The 20,416-nt window shown below is 74.6% G+C and carries 18 protein-coding genes; 10 read left to right on the top strand and 8 right to left on the bottom strand.

Annotated elements, in window-relative coordinates; genetic code table 11:
- Positions 1–80 precede the first annotated feature (80 nt).
- Positions 81–1,058 carry a hypothetical protein gene (locus O7600_RS24030; protein ID WP_281590760.1) on the top strand — a complete coding sequence of 326 codons (978 nt, stop codon included), beginning with the start codon at positions 81–83 and terminating at the stop codon, positions 1,056–1,058.
- An 11-nt stretch (positions 1,059–1,069) separates the two neighbouring features.
- On the opposite strand, the gene O7600_RS24025 is transcribed toward O7600_RS24030, so the two are convergent.
- Entirely contained in the window at positions 1,070–1,579 is a 510-nt protein-coding gene (locus O7600_RS24025; RefSeq protein ID WP_281590759.1) for a hypothetical protein, read from the bottom strand.
- A 197-nt stretch (positions 1,580–1,776) separates the two neighbouring features.
- Between O7600_RS24025 and O7600_RS24020 the strand changes: the two genes are divergently transcribed.
- Positions 1,777–2,004: a helix-turn-helix domain-containing protein gene (locus O7600_RS24020; protein ID WP_281590758.1), complete on the top strand. Its 228-nt coding sequence runs from the start codon at positions 1,777–1,779 to the stop codon at positions 2,002–2,004.
- Between the two features lie 101 nt (positions 2,005–2,105).
- Positions 2,106–2,777, top strand: coding sequence for an Rv3235 family protein (locus O7600_RS24015; RefSeq protein WP_281590757.1), 672 nt, complete (start codon positions 2,106–2,108; stop codon positions 2,775–2,777).
- Between the two features lie 143 nt (positions 2,778–2,920).
- Here O7600_RS24015 and secA read toward each other — a convergent pair whose 3' ends face one another.
- The gene (gene secA / locus O7600_RS24010) at positions 2,921–5,830 is read right to left on the bottom strand and encodes a preprotein translocase subunit SecA (RefSeq protein WP_281590756.1); all 2,910 of its coding nucleotides are present in this window, start codon (positions 5,828–5,830) and stop codon (positions 2,921–2,923) included.
- A gap of 169 nt (positions 5,831–5,999) precedes the next feature.
- Here secA and O7600_RS24005 point away from each other — a divergent pair, with 169 nt between their 5' ends.
- Positions 6,000–7,157, top strand: a complete 1,158-nt coding sequence (locus O7600_RS24005; protein ID WP_348651356.1) for a GNAT family N-acetyltransferase — start codon at positions 6,000–6,002, stop codon at positions 7,155–7,157.
- Positions 7,154–8,260 (top strand): GNAT family N-acetyltransferase, encoded by a 1,107-nt coding sequence (locus O7600_RS24000; protein WP_281590754.1) that lies wholly within the window; start codon positions 7,154–7,156, stop codon positions 8,258–8,260. The genes O7600_RS24005 and O7600_RS24000 overlap by 4 nt, the downstream gene beginning before the upstream one ends.
- A 47-nt stretch (positions 8,261–8,307) precedes the next feature.
- On the opposite strand, the gene raiA is transcribed toward O7600_RS24000, so the two are convergent.
- The 5 genes from raiA to mtrA all read right to left on the bottom strand — a co-directional run bounded on the left by raiA (position 8,308) and on the right by mtrA (position 14,230).
- Positions 8,308–8,952, bottom strand: coding sequence for a ribosome-associated translation inhibitor RaiA (gene raiA, locus O7600_RS23995; protein WP_174531134.1), 645 nt, complete (start codon positions 8,950–8,952; stop codon positions 8,308–8,310).
- Between the two features lie 251 nt (positions 8,953–9,203).
- Complete coding sequence (locus tag O7600_RS23990; RefSeq protein ID WP_281590753.1) at positions 9,204–9,899, bottom strand: ComF family protein; 696 nt, start codon at positions 9,897–9,899, stop codon at positions 9,204–9,206.
- 9 nt (positions 9,900–9,908) lie between these two features.
- Positions 9,909–11,705 (bottom strand): LpqB family beta-propeller domain-containing protein, encoded by a 1,797-nt coding sequence (locus tag O7600_RS23985; protein WP_281594254.1) that lies wholly within the window; start codon positions 11,703–11,705, stop codon positions 9,909–9,911.
- A 73-nt stretch (positions 11,706–11,778) separates the two neighbouring features.
- A complete protein-coding gene (mtrB, locus tag O7600_RS23980; protein ID WP_281590752.1) occupies positions 11,779–13,527 on the bottom strand; it encodes an MtrAB system histidine kinase MtrB in 1,749 nt (582 codons plus the stop codon).
- A gap of 13 nt (positions 13,528–13,540) precedes the next feature.
- Positions 13,541–14,230, bottom strand: a complete 690-nt coding sequence (gene mtrA / locus O7600_RS23975) for an MtrAB system response regulator MtrA (RefSeq protein ID WP_281590751.1) — start codon at positions 14,228–14,230, stop codon at positions 13,541–13,543.
- 215 nt (positions 14,231–14,445) lie between these two features.
- On the opposite strand from mtrA, the gene O7600_RS23970 reads away from it, so the two are divergent.
- From O7600_RS23970 to O7600_RS23950, 5 genes are read left to right on the top strand one after another with little or no spacing between them, the layout of a single operon-like run.
- A complete protein-coding gene (locus O7600_RS23970) occupies positions 14,446–15,288 on the top strand; it encodes a hypothetical protein (protein WP_281590750.1) in 843 nt (280 codons plus the stop codon).
- Complete coding sequence (locus O7600_RS23965) at positions 15,285–15,899, top strand: DUF4129 domain-containing protein (RefSeq protein WP_281590749.1); 615 nt, start codon at positions 15,285–15,287, stop codon at positions 15,897–15,899. Before O7600_RS23970 ends, O7600_RS23965 begins: the two co-directional genes overlap by 4 nt.
- Positions 15,896–17,188, top strand: coding sequence for a DUF4350 domain-containing protein (locus O7600_RS23960; RefSeq protein WP_281590748.1), 1,293 nt, complete (start codon positions 15,896–15,898; stop codon positions 17,186–17,188). Before O7600_RS23965 ends, O7600_RS23960 begins: the two co-directional genes overlap by 4 nt.
- Positions 17,185–18,174, top strand: coding sequence for a MoxR family ATPase (locus tag O7600_RS23955; protein ID WP_281590747.1), 990 nt, complete (start codon positions 17,185–17,187; stop codon positions 18,172–18,174). The genes O7600_RS23960 and O7600_RS23955 overlap by 4 nt, the downstream gene beginning before the upstream one ends.
- Positions 18,171–19,481 carry a DUF58 domain-containing protein gene (locus tag O7600_RS23950; RefSeq protein WP_281590746.1) on the top strand — a complete coding sequence of 437 codons (1,311 nt, stop codon included), beginning with the start codon at positions 18,171–18,173 and terminating at the stop codon, positions 19,479–19,481. The genes O7600_RS23955 and O7600_RS23950 overlap by 4 nt, the downstream gene beginning before the upstream one ends.
- On the opposite strand, the gene O7600_RS23945 is transcribed toward O7600_RS23950, so the two are convergent.
- A complete protein-coding gene (locus tag O7600_RS23945) occupies positions 19,459–20,412 on the bottom strand; it encodes a stage II sporulation protein M (RefSeq protein ID WP_098743604.1) in 954 nt (317 codons plus the stop codon). The two genes, O7600_RS23950 and O7600_RS23945, sit on opposite strands and share 23 nt — an antisense overlap.
- Positions 20,413–20,416: the final 4 nt, after the last annotated feature.

The raw sequence follows: 20,416 nt of genomic DNA, 5'->3' as shown, positions 1-20,416 counted from the left end.
GGGCCGCGCCGCGTACGCTGGATGACCGGTGACCCGCCCGGCCCGGCGCGGCCGATCCGGCGTCCGTCGAAAGGGAGACGATGAGCAACCAGCCCGGCAGCTCCACGGCCGCGGAGCCGGACCAGCCCCAGGTCGTCGACGTGGCCCCCGCGGTCGGGCGACCCGAGTACGCGCCGGGCGCGCTGCCGTTGGCCCTGCTCTCGATCGCCTGGCTGGCGGCCATGCTCTGGTCCACCCGGGAGGCGATCACCTCGACCGCCGCCGGGGTCACCGCGATCAGCCTCTCCGCGTACGCGCTCCCCGGCGTGATCACCGCGGCGCTGGTCACCGGCGCCACGGTCGCGCTGGCCGCCACCAACCGGCTGGGCCGCGCCACCCTGCGCTTCCTGGCCACCGTCGGCGCCGGCCTGCTGGTCGGGCTCGTCGCCGCGGTGGCGATCAACCTCACGTACGCGGACAACGCCACCACCAACACGATCGCCGGCACCACGGCCGCCGCCGCGATCATCGGCGGCGCGGCGGCCGGGGCGCGGCAGGCCCGGGTGGTGGCCGCGATCGCCGCCGCCACGCTCGCCGCGCAGGTCTTCGTGGTGCTGTTCAGTCGGGCCCGGGATCCGCTCTCCGACCTGTTCGGCGCCGGCGAGACCCAGCAGTCGGTGCTGGACGCCGCCAAGTGGGTGTCCCGCACCGAGTCGCTGCTCGCCGGGCTGGTCGCCGGGCTGGTCGCCTACCTCTACCTGGCCTGGTCCCGCCGCCGCGCGGAGCGTCGGCACGGCGCGGCCGCGCCGCTGCGCTGGCCGGCGTACCTGGTGGCCGGCGCCGGCGCCGGGCTGCTCCTGCTGCTCACCGAGGTGATCATCCGGATCGGCGGGCGCGGGCTGCTCGACCTGGCCGCCGCGCTCAGCGAGGCCGACCAGGTGGCGCAGACGGCGCTCGGCACGTCGCGGGTCGACAACGGCATCTGGGTGCTCTTCGTGGGCGCGCTGACCACGCTCATCGTCTTCGGACGCACGCTCGGCCCGCGCCCGGTCGAGGAGGAGGACGAGCCGGCCTCCTGAGCCGGTCGGCCTCAGCCGACCTCGCGCAGCAGCAGGTCCAGCTCGGTCACGTCGTACCACTCCAGCTCGTGGTCCTCGACGCCGTCGACGGTGAACTGGGCGTCGGGGTCGCCGGCCTGCGCCTCGGCCACCACCGCCACGGCCGCGGTCACGTCCTCGACCGCCTCCGCGCCGTCCACGTGGATCGCGGCCACCGACCTGACCGGCACCGGGCCGGCCAGCCCCACCACGCTGGAGCCCAGCTCGCCGCCGGCCCGACCGACGGCCCGGGCGGGCAGGTCCACCGAGACCACCACGCGCCGGCGGGGCGCCTCGGCGTCGGCGCGCAGCAGGAGCAACGCGTCCTGGGCGGCCCGGGTGAAGGCGACGTACTCCAGCTCCTCCTCGTCGCCCTCGGCGTACCACTCGCGCAGCTCCGGGGTGACCGAGTGCGCCGCCTCGGCGGACAGGCCCTCGTCCCGCAGCCGGCCGAGCATCGGCACGGTCGCCGGCAGGTACACCCGGACAAGCTCGTCGGTCACCGGTCTCTCCCCCGCACTCAGGCCGCCGGCCGGCCCACGCCGGCTCCGGGCGCCGATCATGCCGTACGCCGTGACCGTCATACACCCGGCACCCGCCCGGGAGAAGTCTTCCGCCGGTGTGTCCGCCGAAGCGGGACTCGGGAACGTCCGCCGGTGATGGCAAACTGAGGCAAACGAAAACAACCTCGGGAGTCACCGTGGAGTCCAGGTTCCTGCTGCTGTCCGACGTCGCCGCCGAGCTGAATGTCTCGGACTCGCAGGTCTACCACATGGTCCGCAGCGGAGAGCTGCCCGCCATCAAGATCGGCGGACGGGGTCAGTGGCGGGTGGAGCGGGCGCGACTGGAGGAGTACATCGAGCGCAAGTACGCCGAGACCGCTGAGTGGGTGCGCGGGAACCCGCTGGGTGAGCGCGACACCGAGTGAGCCTCCGGCGACCCTGAGCATTGACGGGAAGCCATGCCATCAACGAAGATGAGACTCAGTCGGAGGCAAACGAAGGCAAACGCAAGAATTAGAGGGCTGACATGGTCGACACCCGCCGTCCACCGGCACCGCGTCCACCGGTCCGGTTGCGTCCCGCCCCGCCGCTCGATCCGCCCTGCACCGACGAGGATCCGGCCTGGGCGCAGGTCGGCCAGCTCGCGCTCGACCTGGTCGACCGGCGACCCCGGGATCCCGCCCGCCCCGCCGGCCGCCCGCCGGACCGGGCGCACGGGTGGCCGCGCTGGTCCTCCTTCGGTCCGCGCGCGCCGGTCGCGTGGCCCCCGTCAGCGCCGAGCGACACCCTGACCCGACCTCTGTCCGAGACACCCGGCACCGCGGTCCGGCCGCCCGCCGAGACGCCCGGCGCCGCCCGGCCCGAGGCGGCGCGGGCAGCGCACCGCTTCGTCCGCACGTTCCTGGAGATCGTCAACGGGTTCCGGCCACCCGGGCAACTCCGGCCGCTCTGCCTGCCCGAGGCGGTCAGCCGCGTGTCGGCGGAGGTCAGCCGGGCGGCCCGCCGGGTCACGCCGGTACGCCGGCGCACCAGCCGGCCGGCCCTGCACCTGCTCCGGCTACGGGTCTGCGAGCCGCGGGCCGGGGCGGTCGAAGCCACCGCCGTGTTCGTGGGCTCGGGCGGAGTCAGCTGGGCGGTCGCCCTACGCCTGGAACACCGCCGCGGCAACTGGTTCTGCCTCGTCCTCGACGTCCTCTGACCTCGATCCCCACCAGATCGGGGAGGTGGGGGTGTCAACCGGCCGGGATACCGCCACCTCCCCGAAGTGGCGTCGAGACGAACCGTGCCTGGACGGCCGACAGGCCCCGACCGAGGTGGCCGGGGCCCGTCGGGCTACCTGGGTCAGTTGCCGCCGTTGGGCGAACCGTGGCAGCGCTTGTACTTGCGGCCGGAACCGCACGGGCAGGGCGCGTTACGGGACGGGCCCTCACCACCGTCCACCTGGCCCGGCGTCGCCCGCCGGGCGGTGCTGGAGGCCATCGCCTGACCGCTCGCCCCGCCGGCCGCGGCCGGGGTCCGGCGCGGCGCCGAGGCGGCCGGGCGCTCGGAGGTCGGCTCGCCGATGCCCAGCGCCGGGGCCTGCTGCTCGGCGCGCTCGATCACCGGCGCCCCCCGACCGGCCTCGCCGTCCACGGCGGGCGCCGAGTATTGCAGGCCCTGCTGCTGCGGCGCGCGGTTGAGACCCTTGGCCCGGATCTCCACCGGCTTCTCCAGCAGCTGGACCTCCTCGGCCTCCGGCTCCGCCTCCTCGACCTGCACGTCCAGGTTGTAGAGGAAGCCGACCGTCTCCTCCTTGATGCCGTCCATCATGGTGGCGAACATGTCGAAGCCCTCGCGCTGGTACTCGATGACCGGGTCGCGCTGGGCGTACGCCCGCAGGCTGATGCCCTCCTGGAGGTAGTCCATCTCGTAGAGGTGCTCGCGCCACTTGCGGTCGATCACCTGGAGCAGGACCATCCGCTCGAGCTGGCGCACCGCCTCCTCGCCGAGGCTCTCCTCCCGCCGGTCGTACGCGGAGTGCGCGTCCTCCTTCAGGCGGGCGAGCAGGAAGTCCTGGTCGAGGCCGGCCCGGGAGCCGACCTCCTCCTCCAGCTCCTCGACCGTGACGCCGACCGGGTAGAGCTGCTTCAGGCTGGACCAGAGCTGGTCGAGGTCCCAGTCCTCGGCGTAGCCGTCGCTGGTCGCGCCGACCACGTACGCGCCGATCACGTCGTCGATCATGTTGCGAACCTGGTCGGACAGGTCCTCGCCGTTGAGCACCCGCAGGCGCTCGGCGTAGATCACCTGGCGCTGCTTGTTGAGCACCTCGTCGTACTTGAGGACGTTCTTGCGGATCTCGGCGTTCTGGCCCTCGATCTGGGCCTGCGCGCTCTTGATCTGGCGGGTGACCATCTTCGACTCGATGGGCACGTCCTCCGGGATGTTGAAGCGGTCCATGACCGCCTCGACGGCGCCGGCCCGGAACCGCTTCATCAGCTCGTCCTGGAGGGACAGGTAGAACCGGGACTCGCCCGGGTCGCCCTGCCGGCCGGCACGACCGCGCAACTGGTTGTCGATCCGGCGGGACTCGTGCCGCTCGGTGCCGAGCACGTAGAGCCCGCCGGCGGCGGCCACCTCCTCCGCCTCGACGTCGCAGGCCTGCTTCCAGGTCGGCAGGATCTCCTCCATCGCCTTGGCGTACTCCTCCGGCTGCTCGACCGGGTCGAGACCGCGCTGGCGGAGGTCGTTGGCGGCGAGGAACTCGGCGTTGCCGCCGAGCAGGATGTCGGTGCCCCGGCCGGCCATGTTGGTGGCGACCGTGACCGCGCCCTTGCGCCCGGCCTGGGCGACGATCTCCGCCTCCTTGGCGTGGAACTTCGCGTTCAACACCGAGTGCGGGATGCCGCGGCGGCGCAGCATGTGCGACAGGATCTCGGAGTTCTCCACCGAGACGGTGCCGACCAGCACCGGCTGGCCCTGCTCGTGCCGCTCCGCGATGTCCTCGACGACGGCGTTGAACTTGGCCTTCTCGGTCTTGTAGATGACGTCGGGCCGGTCGAGCCGGACCATCGGCCGGTGCGTCGGGATGGTCACCACGCCGACCTTGTAGACCTTGTTGAACTCGCCCGCCTCGGTCTGGGCGGTGCCGGTCATGCCGGAGAGCTTCTCGTAGAGGCGGAAGTAGTTCTGGAGGGTGATCGTGGCCAGGGTCTGGTTCTCCTGCTTGATCTCCACCCCCTCCTTGGCCTCGATCGCCTGGTGCATGCCCTCGTTGTAGCGGCGGCCGTGCAGGATCCGGCCGGTGAACTCGTCGACGATCAGGACCTCGCCGTCGCTGACGATGTAGTCCTTGTCGCGCTTGTAGAGCTCCTTGGCCTTGATCGCGTTGTTCAGGTAGCCGACCAGCGGCGTGTTCACCGACTCGTAGAGGTTGTCGATGCCGAGCCGGTCCTCGACCCTGGCCACGCCGCGCTCGGTGATCGCGATGGTGCGCTTGGCGTAGTCGACCTCGTAGTCGCCCTCGCCGTCGGTGCCGGGCTGGAGGCGGGCCACCACGGACGCGAACTCCTGGTACCACCGGGCGGAGTGCTCGGCCGGGCCGGAGATGATCAGCGGGGTGCGGGCCTCGTCGATGAGGATCGAGTCGACCTCGTCCACCACGGCGAAGAAGTGGCCGCGCTGGACCAGCTCCTCCTTCGACCAGGCCATGTTGTCGCGCAGGTAGTCGAAGCCGAACTCGTTGTTCGTGCCGTAGGTGATGTCGCACTCGTAGGCCGCGCGGTGCTCGGTGGCGGGCCGGTTCGGCAGCACCACGCCGACGGTGAGCCCGAGGAACTCGTGCACCCGGCCCATCCAGGCGGCGTCGCGCTCGGCAAGGTAGTCGTTCACCGTGATCACGTGCACGCCCTTGCCGGCGAGCGCGTTCAGGTAGACCGGCATGACCGAGGTGAGCGTCTTGCCCTCACCGGTCTTCATCTCGGCGATGTTGCCGAAGTGCAGCGCCGCGCCGCCCATCACCTGGACGTCGTAGGGCCGCTGGCCGAGCACCCGCGAGGCGGCCTCCCGGCACACCGCGAACGCCTCCGGCAGCAGGTCGTCGAGGGTCTCGCCATCCTCGAGCCGCTCCTTGAACTGGTCGGTCATGCCGCGCAGCTCGTCGTCGTCGAGGTTGACGTAGTCGTCCTCGATCGAGTTGACGGCGGCCGCGATGGCCTTCAGCCGACGCACCATGCGGCCCTCGCCGGCGCGAAGGACCTTTTCCAGAATCGACACGGATCAACGCTCCCCTAGACGGTCTCGAACCATCGTAGGCGCTCCGGCGCGGCGATGGTCACTGGTGGCGGCGGTCCGGGTCTGCGAAACCGACATAACACCGCGACCACACGTCGGGGGCCGCCAATCGGGTTACGCCGTCGGCGAACGATCCGGCACGATGGCTCGGGTGGAGCCTGTGGAGATCATCGAGGACGGGCTGGTGCTGCGCCCCTGGCGGGCCGAGGACGCCGACGCGGTGCACCGCGCCTGCCAGGATCCGGACATCCGGCGCTGGACCACCGTACCTCGCCCGTACCTGCCCGAACACGCCGTCGCGTTCGTGACCACGGTCAGCGCCACCGCCTGGGCGCAGGGCACCGGAGCGCCGTTCGCGGTCTGCGACGCCGCCACCGGCGAGCTGCTCGCCTCGTGCGGTCTGGTCTCCGTCGACCACGCGCTCGACTCGGGCGAGGTGGGCTACTGGACCGCGCCGTGGGCCCGGGGACGGGGCGTCGCGGTCCGCGCAATCCGGGCGGTGGCCCGCTGGGCCTTCGACGCGCTCAAGCTGCGCCGGATCACCTGGCAGGCCGAGATCGGCAACCACGCGTCCCGGCTGGTCGCGCTGCGGGCCGGCTTCCGGGTCGAGGGCGAGCTACGGCTCGCCCACCCGGCCCGGGGCGGCCGGCCGGAGGGGTGGATCGGCTCCCTGCTCCCGGCCGAGCTGGCCGCGCCGGGTGACCCCGTCCCCTTCGGCCCGGAGACGCTCCAGGCCCGCCGGGCGGCGGTCTTCGGCCGCCCGCAGCCGGTCCTGTTCGCCACCGCCGGCGACACCGAGCTGCGGCTGCGCGCGCTGGAGGAGCGGGACCTGGCCGAGGTCACCCGCACCTGCCAGGACGAGCAGACGGTGCGCTGGACCACGGTGCCGCACCCCTACCGGCCCGAGCACGCCGAGGGCTACCTGCGTGACCTGGTGCGCCCGGCGTGGGCGCGCGGAACCGCCGCGATGTTCGCGGTGGCCGACCCGGAGGACCGCTACGTCGCCTCGCTCGACCAGCGGATCCTCCCCGGCGACCCGCTGGTGGCCGACGTCGGCTTCATGACCGCCCCGCACGCGCGGGGCCGGGGCTACCTGCCGGCCGCGCTCACCGCGGTCTGCGCCTGGGGTTTCACCACGCTCGGCCTGGCCCGGGTCGAGTGGCGGGCCAACGTGGGCAACACCGCGTCCCGGCGGGCGGCCGAGAAGGCCGGCTTCACCGTCGAGGGCACGCTGCGCGGCGGCGTCCAGCACCGCGGCGAGCGGCACGACGTGTGGGTCGGCGGGCTGCTGGCGGGAGACCTGGCGTGACCCCGGAGACGATCGAGGGGTACGGGGTACGGCTGCGGCCGTGCGCTCCGGCCGACGTACCCGGCACGGTGGCCGGCCTGACCGACCCGGAGTCCCGCCGGTTCATGCCCTTCCTGCCCGACCCGTACGACGCCGACGCCGCCCGGTGGTGGATCGCCGAGGGCGCACCGGCGGCCCGGGCGGCCGGCGGAGCCGCCTACACGATCGCCGACCCGGCCACCGACCGGCTGCTCGGCAGCATCGGCCTGACCCGGCTCAGCGCGGAGCGGGCGACGTACGAGATCGGCTACTGGGTGGGCCCGTGGGTACGCGGCCGGGGCGTGGCGACCGCCGCCACCCGGCTGCTGAGTGAGCAGGCGTTCGCGGCCGGGGCGGGCCGGTTGGAGCTGCTCACCCGCGCGGAGAACGTGCCGAGCCAGCGCATCGCGCTGGCCTGCGGCTACCGGCACGAGGGAGTGCGCCGGGCGGCGGGCGCGGGCCTCGCCGGCGCACGTCACGACCTGGTCGCCTGGGTGCGGCTGGCCGACGACCCGCCCGGGCCGACCGCCCGCCCGCTGCCGGACCTGCCCGACGGCCGGCTCACCGACGGCGTCGTGACGGTGCGCCGGGTGGAACCGGCGGACACGGACGCGCTGCACCGGCTGCACACGCTGCCGGAGGTGGTGGCGAACCGGGTTCCGCCCACGCCGCCGGACCGGGAGGCGGTCACTCGCCGCTGCCGGCTCGCGGCGAGCCACTGGCTGGTCGGCGACGCCGCCGACCTGGCGATCATCGACGCGGTGACCGGCGGGTTCGTCGGTGGCTGCGCCCTGGTGTACGACGAGCCGGCGACCGGCCAGGCCATGCTGGGCTACAGCCTGCTGCCCGAGGCGCGGGGGCGCGGGCTGGCCGCCCGGACGGTCCGGCTCGTCTCCGCGTGGGCGTTCGACGTCGGGGTGGCCCGGCTCTGGGCCGGCACGCGGCCGGAGAACGTCGCCTCCCAGCGGGTGCTGGAACGCGCCGGCTTCCGGCGGGAGGGGCTGCTGCGCGGGCGGCTGCCCGGCGGGGACGGCACCCGTACCGATTCGGTGATCTTCGGCCGGCTGGCCTCGGACCGGGACTGATCCGGGGCCCCCGCGACGCGCGGGGGCCCGGATCGCCGGTCAAGGGGTCAGGTGTCGAGCGAGATGATCCCGTAGTCGTACGCGCGCCGTCGGTAGACCACGCTCGGACGGCCGGACTCCTTGTCCTGGAACAGGTAGAAGTCGTGGCCGACCAGCTCCATCTGGAACAGCGCGTCGTCGACGGTCATCGGTTCGGCGGGGTGGACCTTCTCCCGGGCGATGTGCCACGGCTGGTCGTCGGGCTCCTCGAAGCCGCTCTCGTCCGGACGGTCGGCGACGGCGGTGGCCGCACCGTGGCCGTTCAGCACCGCCAGGCCGGGCCCGTCCAGGTCGGCCACCGGAAGACCGGCGGTCGCGGCGGCCACGGAGAGCGGCGCGTGCCGCCCGCGGTGCACCCGGCGGCGGTCGGCCGCCCGGCGGAAACGGGTGTCCAGCTTGGCGATGGCGGCGTCGAGCGCGCTGTAGAAGTCGTTCGTGCAGGCCTCGGCCCGGATCACCGGACCCCGCGTGACGCAGGTGATCTCCACCCGCTGGCAGTGGTCGGCCTGGCGCGGATTGCGCTCGTGGAACAGCTCGACGTCCACGCGAATGAGTTTGTGGTCGTAGCGTTCGATTTTCGCGAGCTTCTCGGCTACGTGCACCCGGTAATGGTCCGGCACTTCGACGTTACGGCCCTTGACCACGATGTCCACGTGACCTCCCTTGTTCGGACGGTCGTTCGGTCCGGATCTTCCGGTCGACGCACCCGGGGAGGGCCCCGCTCGGCGTCCACCGGTGATGTACGGCTACGCCTCCTTCCAGTGCCGGGGGAAGGTTGGCATCCTCACTACCCCCGACACCGAAACGCTAACTCCTGTTCGGCCACCCGTCACCCCCGGTTGCCGAAGGCGGTCGCGAAATTTAACAGCTCATACACCATGGGGTGAAACGGATACACGAAGCGTCACCGAAGCCGCCGCTTTTGCGTTGCGGCGAGCACCGCCGCGGCCTTTGGCGTCATTCCCGCGCGATGCAATATCCGGCTCACCGCCGCGAGCGTGGCCCCGGTGGTGACGATGTCGTCGAGCAGCACCACCGTGCCGACGGCGGGGACCGTACGCCGCAGTCGGAACGCCGCGTCCGCCGCGGCCGCCCGACCGGCGCTGTCCAGCGCCACCGAGTCCGGGCGCGGCAGCGCCCGCAACGGCCGTAGCACGCGGACCGGCCAGCCGGCCGCGCGCAGCCGGGCCGCCGCCGGGCGGGCCAGCCGCTCCAGGTGGTCGCCGTAGCGGGCCCGGGCCGCGCGGGCGGTGTCCGGCACCGCCACCAGCGTCACCGGGCCGGGCGGCCCCACGGCCTCGGCGACCACCTCGGCCAGCAACGCCCCCAGCGGCCGGGCCAACCCGTGCCGACCCCGTTCCTTGTACGCCAGCAACCCCTCGCGCAACGCGCCGCCGTACGGCCCGAGGGCGACACAGGGCGGCAGGTCCGGTGGGGCCGGATCAGGGCGGGTCGGCGCGGGACGCAACGACTCCAGCTCGTCCACGCAGCGCGGGCAGAAGCCCTGCCGCAGCCCCGGCGAGCGCGCCGCGCAGCCGGCGCACCCGGCGGGCAGCACCAGGTCGGTCAGGTCCGCCCAGAGCCCGCCCAGGTCCGGCACCGGCAGCCCTCAGTAGAGGAAGAACGGCGCCGTCGGGTTGGTCGCCCGGCTGCCCGCCGGCACGTCCAGCACCTGTTCCGGCTTGATGATGTCGAACGGGTTGTTCCGGAAGGCCGCCCGGTTCGCCTCGTACATGTACGACTGCGACGGTGGTCCACCCGTTGACGCCCCCGGGTACGCGGCCAACTGGGACACCTCGGCGCCGATGTCCCGCTTGAGTGCGATCTCCCGGCCGCCGTCGACACTGAGCTGGTGGATCGCCGGCCGGAGGTCCGGCTCGTTACCGGCCAGGACCAGGTCGTTCTCCAGCAGCCAGTCCACCGCCGTGACGCCGGTGAGCTCGGTCGCCAACGGACGCGGCTGGCCCACCACCACGCCGCCGTCGACGCTCACCGCGGCCACGTAGAGAGCACCCCCGCTGACGAGGGCGATCCGGTGGCCGTCGAGGGACCCGGCGACCGCCACCACCGGACCGGGGACGGCCAGGGGGACCTCGCTCATCGCGGCCGCACCGTCGAAGCGGTAGAGCTTGCCGTCCGCGGCCACCAGGCCGGCCGGGCGGTTCTGATCCGACGAGCGGAGCCAGGTGGGCCGGCTGATGGCACGGTAGGAACGGGCGCTGGTGGCCAGCCCGGTGACCGGGGCCGCGCCGAAGCCGACCCGCAGCCGCTGCCGCCGGTCCGCGCCGGTGACCACCAGCGCGGCCCGCGTCCCGTCACCGGCGTACGCGAGCGCCGCGGAGGCCACGTTCCGGTTGTCCGCGGGGGCCAGCGGGACGGCGGCCCGCGGCTCGTTGCCGATGGCCAGCGGGCGGATCGCGCCGTCGTACACGCTGAACCGCGCCGGGACGCCGCCGGCCGGGTACGCGGCGTGCGCCGTCCGCTCCTGCTGGAGGTCGACGGTGCGCCGCTTCTGGTTCTGGATCTTCAGGTCGAGCTGCCCACTCAGATCGGGCAGCGACCAGGCGAGCTGGGTGGCGAGCAGGCCGAGTTTCTTGTCGTCGGCTCCCGGCATCGTGAGGTTGACCTCCCAGCGCCCGTCGGCGCCGGTGGCGTTGTTGATCGGACGGGTGCCGTCGGGCAACCCGGTCACGCCGGTCTCCAGCCAGTCGGACGGGTCGCCGGTCAGCCATCTCACCACCTCGGTGACCAGCCGCTCGGTCGGCACCGACGAGGGCAGGTAACGCAGATCGGGCACCAGCCGGGACTGGTCCGCGTTCCAGAAGTAGATGGTGTGCGGCAGGTAGTACTTCCCCAGCGCGCTGTCGCTGACCAGCAGCACGTTCGGTACGGCGGTGAGCAGCAGCCCGGGCCCGCTCGGATCGGCCCGGCGAAGCTGGAACACGTACTCGGTCTCGCTGGTCTCCGGCGGCGCCAGGACGCCGTTGGCCCGCAGCACGCCGACCTGCTGCACCTTGACGGTCACCACGCTGGTGCCCTGGTTGTTCGGCGGGGTGACCTCGAGCTTCTCGCGGAGCCGCACCACGGTCAGGCCGATCTCGCTGCTCTTCTGCTTCTCCGGGAGCAGGCTCTTCGCCTCCTGGGCGATGAACTCCTTGGCCCGGGCGTACGCCTGCTCACGCTCGCCGGCGGCCGCCGCTCGCAGGTAGTTCTCGATGAACGGACCGGGCTCGTTGCTGTCTTCGGGGCTGGGCGGCCGCGCAGGGCTGCCGTTGGAGGCGCCCGCCTCGGCGGCCGGACCCGAGCCGTCGACCTGGACCTCGGTCTCGTTCGGGATCCCACAGCCGATCAGCCCGGCCGGCAGCAGCACGCCGCCCAGCAGCAGAGCCAGCGCCCGCCGCCTCAGGGAAAGTTCGCTCCTCACGGGGTCACCTCTGCTCGCGACTGCGGGGCTCGCAACCCCGGCTCACTCCTCGCGCTCACGGGGCCACCTCCGCTCGGTCGGCGTCGGCGGGACCGATGGCCAGCGCCCCGGCGCCGCTGCCCGGGCCGATGGCGAGCAGGCCACCGTCGCGCGGACCGCCGAACGGCAGGGTGGCGTCGGCCGGCACCAGCCGCAGCGGTGAGGTGGTGAGCCGGTCCCCGGCCCGGGCCGGCAGGGTGAGGCGGAACTGCGCGCCCTGCCCGGGCGCGCCCCACGCCTCCAGCCAGCCGCCGTGCAGCCGGGCGTCCTCCAGGCTGATCGACAGGCCCAGGCCGGTGCCCCCGGTCTGCCGTGCCCGGGACGGGTCGGCGCGCCAGAACCGGTTGAAGACCAGCTTCTCCTCGCCCGGCTTGAGGCCGACACCGTGGTCGCGCACCGTGATCGCCACGGCGCTCTGGTCCATGCCCAGGGTGATCCGCACCGGCTTGGCCTCGCCGTGCTCGACCGCGTTGCCGACCAGGTTGCGCAGCACCCGCTCGACCCGGCGCGGGTCGACCTCGGCGATCACCGGCGTGTCCGGCAGCTCCAGCTCGATGGTCACCCCCACCCGCTCGGCCAGCCCGGCCAGCCGCTCGGTCACCCGGTGCACCACCGGCACCAGGTCGGTCGGCTCGCTGTCCAGCACCGCGAAGCCGGCGTCGAACCGGCTGATCTCCAGCAGGTCGGTGAGCAGCTCCTCGAACCGGTCCAGCTCGGCCTGGAGCAGCTCGGCGCTGCGCGCCACCGCCGGGTCGAACTCGTCCCGCTCCGCGAAGATCAGGTCGGCCGCCATCCGGACCGTGGTCAACGGGGTGCGCAGCTCGTGCGAGACGTCCGAGGTGAACCGGCGTTGCAGGCGGGACATCTCCTCCAGCCGGAGGATCTGCCGTTGCAGGTTGGTCGCCATCTGGTTGAACGAGGCGGCGAGCAGGGCCAGGTCGTCCTCGCCGGAGACCACCATGCGCTGGTCGAGCAGGCCGGCGGAGAGGCGCTGGGCGGTGCGCGCGGCCACCCGGACCGGGGTCACCACCAGCCGAGTGACCAGGGCCGCCAGCAGGCCGAGCAGGAGCACCAACGCGACCCCGGTGGCGACCACCGTGGCCCGGGCGTCGGCCGCCGTGGTGTCCTGCCGGGCCAGCGGTACGAGGTAGTAGAGCTCGACCTGCCCGAACCGGGTCGGCACCGGGGAGCCGTAGACCAGGTATTTGGTCCGCTCGCCGCCGAGCGTGCCGGTGCGGATCTGGTGGGCGACCTTGCCCGACGAGACGGCGGCCCGCAGCTCGTCGCCGATCACCGGGCGCACCGGCACGTCCGGTGAGGTGCGCGGCTCGATGAACTCGGCGAAGTTGTCGGCGGTGATCGCCACCACCACCCCGCTGGTCTGCGCCGGGTCACCGCCGGCCAGGTAATTGACCGTGCCGTCGATGGTGTCCTGGAGCTGTGCCTCCTGCGGCTGGCGGTAGAGGTTGAACTGCTTCGCCGCGTATTCGCTGCCGTTGCTCAGCCGGGCCCGCACGTCGGTCTCGGCGTTCTCCAGCAGGATGTTGGTGATCTTGTCGGCGATCAGGTAGGCGAAACCGCCCACCAGCAGACTCGACGCCACGAGTGTGATGGTGACCACGCGGACCTGGAGCGACCGCCGCCAGGCCTGGTGCACACCGGCAGCGAACCGCGCCGAACGGCCGGCCAGGACGCGCCACAGCGCCCACACGGCGGATGGCCGGCGGGGCGCGGTCGGCGGGTCGGGCAGCGGGGTGGTCACCACAGTGCTGACCAGGCTATCCGGTGCCCGCCTTGTAGCCCACGCCCCGGACGGTCAGGATGATTTCGGGTCGCTCGGGATCCGGCTCGATCTTGGCCCGGAGCCGCTGCACGTGCACGTTGACCAGGCGGGTGTCGGCCGCGTGCCGGTAGCCCCACACCTGCTCCAGCAGCACCTCGCGGGTGAAGACCTGGCGCGGCTTGCGAGCGAGCGCGACCAGCAGGTCGAACTCCAGCGGCGTCAGCTTCACCTCCTCGCCGTCCCGGCTGACCGTGTGCGCCGGCACGTCGATGGTGATCTGGTTGCCCGCCGGCCCGATGGTGAGCAGCTCCGGCGCGACGTCCTCGCCGCGGCGCAGCCGGGCCCGCATCCGGGCCACCAGTTCCTTGGGCTTGAACGGCTTGACCACGTAGTCGTCGGCGCCGGACTCCAGCCCCAGCACCACGTCGACGGTGTCGCTCTTGGCGGTCAGCATCACGATGGGCACGCCGGACTCGGACCGGATCGCGCGGGCCACGTCGATGCCGCTCATGCCGGGCAGCATCAGGTCGAGCAGGACGATGTCGGGCCGGCTGTCGCGGAACGCGGCCAGTGCCCGTTCTCCGTCCGCGACGAAGGACGGCACGAAGCCCTCGCTGCGCAGCACGATGCCGAGCATCTCGGCGAGGGCGGGGTCGTCGTCGACCACGAGTACCCGGGCTCTCATGGGGTTTATCGTTCCATCCCCGTTCGTCTGGAGGGTTCGGCGTCTTCACCGGCACGGTAGCGCCGAGCGGGCCCGCGCACCACAGCCGACGGCGTGGCCGCCCCGCGTGGCGTGCCGCGGCGGACGGGTCAACCGGATGCCGACCCGTCGTGCAACCATGATCCCCCGGGCGCCGCGTCGCCCGCCACCTCTACCCTGCCCGCCCAGGAGTACGCGTGCCCGACGCCGGCCCGATCGCGGTGCTCCCGCGCCGCCCGCTGACCGTCGGCGAGCTGCTCGACGCCGCCGTGCTGCTGCTGCGCGACCAGGCCCGGGTGCTGCTCCCGCTCGCCGTGGCGCTGGCCCTGGCCGAGCAGGCCCTGCTGTACCCGCTGCGGACGCTGGCCGACGTCCACCCGCCCGGCTGGTGGCCCACCGACGAGCAACGCTTCGGCTGGTACTGGCTGCTGCTCGCGGTCGGCGCCGGCACCGAGGCGGCGATCGTCGCGCTGCTGGGCAACCCGGCCGCGCGGGGCGGGGCGGCGGCGCTGCTGGGCCGTCGCCCCGGCCCGGCCGAGCTGCTCCGCGGGGCCCGTCCGGGCGCGACCCTGCTGGCCGCGGCCGCGGTCGGGCTCGCCGTCGGCGCCGCCGGGCTGGCCGGACCGGCCTGGTTCGTGGCCTACGGGCTGCTCGGTCTGGTGGTGCCGGCGCTGGTGCTGGACGGGATGCCGGCGCACCGGGCGGCGGGGCGGGCGGTCCGGCTGGCCGGGCGCCTCGGCGGGCGCGCCGCCGGCATCCGATTGCTCGGCTACCTCGGCTGGTGGCTGGTCCGCGTCGGCATCGGGCTGGGCGTCCCGTACGGGCTCGGTCTGCTGGGCCTGTTCGACGTGTCGGCGTGGGCGCTGCCGCTGGCCGTGGCCGCCCAGGTCGCGGTGAACGCGCTCGCCTACCCGGCGCTGGCCTGCCTGGACGCGGTGCTGCACCTGGAGACCCGGATGCGCACCGAGGGGCTGGACATCCGGCTCTCCCGGGCGCCGGCCGGCGTACCCGAGCCCGTGCTGCTGGCGGCCCCGCGGTGAGCCGGTGGTGGACCGAGGCGGTCGCCGCGCTCGGTGACGTCGTCGCCCTGCCGCTGGTCGTGCTGATCCTGCTGGCCGCCGCGCTGGTGACGGCGCTGGCCTGGTACTACTTCCCGACCTGGGTGCCCCGCCGGCTGCCCCGGCCGGCAGTGCCCCGGTTCCGGCTGCCCCGGCTGCGGTGGCGGCTCCGGCTGCCCCGACTCCGACGGGTCCGCCCGCGCCGCCGCGCGCGCCGCCGGCCGGACCTGCCGGCGGCGCGCGTGCCCACCCCCCGGGCCGCGCCACCCGCGCCGGCCGCCGACGCCGGGCTGGCCGACCGGCTGGCCGCCGAAGGCCGGTATGCCGAGGCGGTCCGGGAACGGCTGCGCGAGATGGTCCGGCTCCTGGTCACCCGACGGCTGGTGGAGCCACGGGCCGGACTGACCGTCACCGAGCTGACCGAGGCCGCGGCCCGGGTCCGGCCGACGGTCCGGCCCACCCTGCACGCCGCCGGCACGATCTTCTCCGACCTCTGGTACGCCCAGCGCCCGGCCACCGCCAGCCACGACCACCGGATGCGCGACCTCGCCGCGGACCTGCGCCGCGAGCTGGCCGGCGAGGAGGAGCGGTGACCGACACCCGGGCCCCGGAACGCCCCACCGTCCCGCCCGCGTCGCCACGCCGGCGGCACCGCCTCCTCGTCCCGCTCGGGTTGGCTGTCCTGCTGATCGTCGCCACCCTGGTGCTGCACGAGGTGGACCAGCCCGACCCGGACGAGCGCGGCTTCCTCTCCCCCGTCGCCACCGGCGACGACGGCGGCAGCCGGCTCGCCGAGGCGCTGCGCGCACAGGGGGTGCCGGTACGCCGGGAGACCGACGTCGAGGCCGCGCTGCGCACCGCCCGCGCGGCGCCCGGCACACTGTTCGTGCCCGCCCCGGGCCTGGTCCACCCGGACACGCTCGCCGGCCTGACCGCGCTGCCCCCCGGCAGCCGGCTGGTGCTGGTCGATCCGTCCCGCCGAGTCCTGGTCGAGCTGCACGCCCCGGCCGAGCCGACCACCCGCCGCTGGGCCACCCGTGCGGTGCCGCCGGACGGCGGCGACGAGACCTGCCGGCTGCCCGAGGCGCTCCGCGCCGGCACCGCCGCCGTCGACCACCAGCGGTACGCCGGGCCGGAGAGCGCCGACCGCTGCTACGGCGGCGCGCTCCTCCGGATCCCCAGCGACACCGAGGTGGTGCTGGTGGGGGCCAGTGACCCGTTCCGCAACGACCGGATCGCCGAGTGGGGCAACGAGGACCTCGCCACCGGTCTGCTCGGCGGCGGCCGCCCGCTGGTCTGGTTGGACCTGCCCGGCCCGGCGCCCGCGCCGCCCCGGCCGACCGTGACCGGGGAGCGTGAGACCGGCGCGCCGCCGACCGGCCGTGGCCCCGAGCGGACCGAGCGCCCCGACCGGGCCGACCCGCCGCGTCGCGACAACCCGCTCTGGTCGGCCTTCCCGCAGTGGTTCTGGGCGATCCTGGTGCAGCTCGCGGTGGCCGGACTGCTGGTGGTGCTCTGGCGGGCCCGCCGGCTCGGGCCGCCGGTGGCCGAGCCGCTGCCGGTCACCGTCCGGTCCGCCGAGACCGTACGCGGTCGGGCCCGGCTCTACCGCCGGGCGGGCGCCCGGGACACCGTCGCCGCAACGCTGCGCCGGGCCGCCCTGGACCGCCTCCTGCCCCGGCTCAACCTGCCGCCCGACGCGCCGGACGACGAGGTGGCGGCCCGGATCGCCACCGCCGTCGGCGGCGACCCCGAGCACGTGACCGACCTGCTGTACGGCCCCGAGCCGGGTGACGACCGGGAGCTGCTGGCGCTGAGCCGCGACCTGGACACGCTCACCCGTACCCTGGCCCCGCATCCGAGCGAAGGAGAACCCCGGTGACCGGACCCGTCATCGCCGCCGCGTCGCCCACCGCCCCGTCCGAGGCGCGGGCCGCCCTGCACCGGCTGCGCGCCGAGGTGGCCAAGGCCGTCGTCGGCCAGGACGCCGTGGTCACCGGCCTGGTGATCGCGCTGCTGTGCCGGGGGCACGTGCTGCTGGAGGGCGTGCCGGGCGTGGCCAAGACGCTGCTGGTGCGCACCCTGGCCGCCGCGCTCGACCTGGACTCCAAGCGGGTGCAGTTCACCCCTGACCTGATGCCCGGCGACGTCACCGGCTCGCTGATCTTCGACCCGCGCACCGCCGCGTTCACGTTCCGGGAGGGGCCGGTCTTCACCAACCTGCTCCTCGCCGACGAGATCAACCGCACCCCGCCCAAGACGCAGTCGGCGCTGCTGGAGGTGATGGAGGAGCGGCAGGTCTCGGTCGAGGGCGGGCGCCGCCCGCTGCCCGAGCCGTTCATCGTGGCGGCGACCCAGAACCCGGTCGAGTACGAGGGCACCTACCCGCTGCCCGAGGCGCAGCTCGACCGGTTCCTGCTCAAGCTGACCGTGCCGCTGCCGGAACGGGACGAGGAACTGGGCGTGCTGCGCGCGCACCACGCCGGCTTCGACCCGCGCGACCTGCGTGCGGCCGGCGTACGCCCGGTGGCCGGCGCGGCCGACCTGGCCGCCGCCCGGGCGGAGGCGCACGCGGTGCACGTGGCCGAGCCGGTGCTCGGCTACATCGTGGACCTCTGCCGCGCCACCCGGGTCGCCCCGGCCCTGGAGCTGGGCGCCTCGCCCCGGGGCGCCACCGCGCTGCTCGCCACCGCGAAGGCGTGGTCCTGGCTGGCCGGGCGGGACCACGTCACGCCGGACGACGTGAAGGCGGTGGCCCGGCCCACGCTGCGGCACCGGCTGCGCCCGCGCCCCGAGGTGGAGCTGGAGGGCGTCACCGTGGACGCCGTGCTGGACTCGGTGCTGGCCACCGTGCCGACCCCGCGATGACCTGGCGGGCGGGTCTGCTGCTCGCCGCGGGCGCGGCGACGTTGCCGGTCTGGCCGGCCCCGTTCCTCGGCGTCGCCGTGCTGACCGCGGCGGTGCTGCTGCTGGTCGCCGTCGACCGGCTCCTCGCGGCCCCGCCGCACGCGCTCACCGTGACCCGCACCGGCGACCGGACCGTCCGGCTCGGCGGCACCGCCACGGTCACCCTGCACCTGGCCAACCCCACCGACGCGACGTTGCACGCCCAGGTACGCGACGCGTGGGTGCCGTCCGCCGGGGCGCGGCCCGAGTTGTCGCCGGGCCGGGTGCTCACCGTCGCGCCGGGCGCCACGGCCGCGCTGCCGGTCCGCCTCACCCCGACGCGGCGCGGCGACCGGCCGGCGGTGGCACTGACCGTACGCTCACTCGGGCCGATGCGCCTGGGCTTCCGGCAGCGCGCCGAACGTCCCGCCACGCCGCCGTGGACGCTGCGGGTGCTGCCCCGGTTCGACTCCCGCAAGCACCTGCCGGAGAAGCTGGCCCGGCTCCGGATCATCGACGGCGTCCAGGTGACCCGGGGGCGCGGGCACGGCACCGAGTTCGACACCCTGCGCGAGTACGCCGTCGGCGACGACGTGCGGTCGATCGACTGGCGGGCCAGCGCCCGCCGCGCCGACGTGCTCGTCCGCACCTGGCGACCGGAGCGCGACCGGCGGCTGGTCTGCGTGCTGGACACCGGCCGCACCTCGGCGGTCCGGCTCGGCGACGAGCCCCGGCTGGACACCGCGATCGACGCGGCGCTGCTGCTGACCGCGCTGGCCGCCCGGGCCGGCGACCGGGTGGACCTGTTCGCCGTGGACACCGCGGTGCGCGCCCGGGTGACCGGCAGCGGCCGACCGGCGCTGCTCCCCCGGCTGGTCGAGGCGATGGCGCCGCTCCAGCCCGCGCTGGTCGAGACCGACTTCGAGCTGATCGCCGCGGAGGTGCTGCGCCGGGAACGGCAGCGCAGCCTGGTGGTGCTCTTCACCGCGCTGGACGCGGGGGCGCTGCGGGAGGGACTGCTCCCGGTGCTGCCCCGGCTGGCCGCCCGGCACCGGGTGGTGCTGGCGGCCACCCACGACCCGGTGCTGACCGGGCTCACCACGGCCACCCCGACCGGCCCGGACGACCCGTACACGGCCGCTGCGGCCTGGCGCGCGCTCGCCGAACGGGACCGGGTGCGCGCCGCCCTGTCCCGGCACGGGGTGACCGTGGTGGACGTGGCCGCCGACCGGCTCGCCCCCACCGTCGCCGACACCTATCTGCGACTCAAGTCCCTCGGCCAGCTCTGACCGCCCGCCGGCCCAGCACCAGCGCGTACGCCAGGAACGCCGCCCACACCGCGGCGCCGACCGCCACCCGGACCGGCATCGGCAGCGGCGCCGGGGTGACGAACGCCTCCAGCAGCGCGGAGACGGCGAAGAGCCCGACCAGCCCGGCGGCGACCACGATGGCGGCCCGTCCCGCCTCGGCGACCGCCCGGCCGCGCCCGAGGTGCGCGGGCGGGGCGATCCAGGCCCAGGCGGTCCGCAGCCCGACCCCGGCGGCGACGTAGATGCCGGTCAGCTCCAGCAGCCCGTGCGGTGTGATCATCCCGAAGAAGACGTCCGCCCGGCCGTAGGCGACCATCACGCCGCCCACCACGCCGATGTTCAGCGCGTTCTGCCACAGCAGCCAGAACACCGGCACCACCAGCACGCCGGCGGCCAGGCACTGGGCGGCCAGCCAGGCGTTGTGCGTCCACAGGTGGAACGCGAACGTCGGCGCGGCGAACTCGGTGTAGTAGCCGGCGAAGCCGGAGTCGACGAGCTGCCGGGCCGACTCGGCGCCGACGAACGCGGCGGCGGTGTCCGGGTGGCCGGCGACGAACCAGATGAGGAAGACGGTCAGCGCGCTGAACCCGGTGGCGACGCCGCACCACCAGGGCCAGGCCCGGTAGAGCGCGGCCGGCAGGTCGGCCAGCAGGAACCGGCGCAGCGCCGCCCAGGAGGGCCGGGGGCGCCCGGTGATCCGGGCGCGGGCCGCGAGGACCAGGTGGGACAGGCGCCCCACCAGTGCCGGCTCGGGGGCCCGGCTGCGGACCGCGGAGAGGTGGGTGGCGGTGCGCTGGTAGAGCCCGACCAGCTCGTCGACCTCGGCGGCGTCCAGGCGACGCCGGCCGGTCAACTGCTCCAGCCGCCGCCACTCGGCGCCGTGCTCCGCCACGTACGCGTCGAGATCCACTCGT

Origin of the sequence: Micromonospora sp. WMMA1998 (assembly GCF_027497375.1) — a bacterium.
Taxonomy (GTDB): Bacteria; Actinomycetota; Actinomycetes; order Mycobacteriales; family Micromonosporaceae; genus Micromonospora; species Micromonospora sediminicola.
Note: the sequence above shows the minus strand (reverse complement) of the source record. Positions and strands in the feature narration are given on the sequence as shown.

Excerpts from the sequence above, each read along its gene's own strand:
- O7600_RS23950 (WP_281590746.1), top strand. The coding sequence starts at position 18,171 with ATGACCTGGCGGGCGGGTCTGCTGCTCGCCGCGGGCGCGGCGACGTTG.
- O7600_RS24015 (WP_281590757.1), top strand. The coding sequence starts at position 2,106 with ATGGTCGACACCCGCCGTCCACCGGCACCGCGTCCACCGGTCCGGTTG.
- mtrA (WP_281590751.1), bottom strand. The coding sequence starts at position 14,230 with ATGAGAGCCCGGGTACTCGTGGTCGACGACGACCCCGCCCTCGCCGAG.
- O7600_RS24030 (WP_281590760.1), top strand. The coding sequence starts at position 81 with ATGAGCAACCAGCCCGGCAGCTCCACGGCCGCGGAGCCGGACCAGCCC.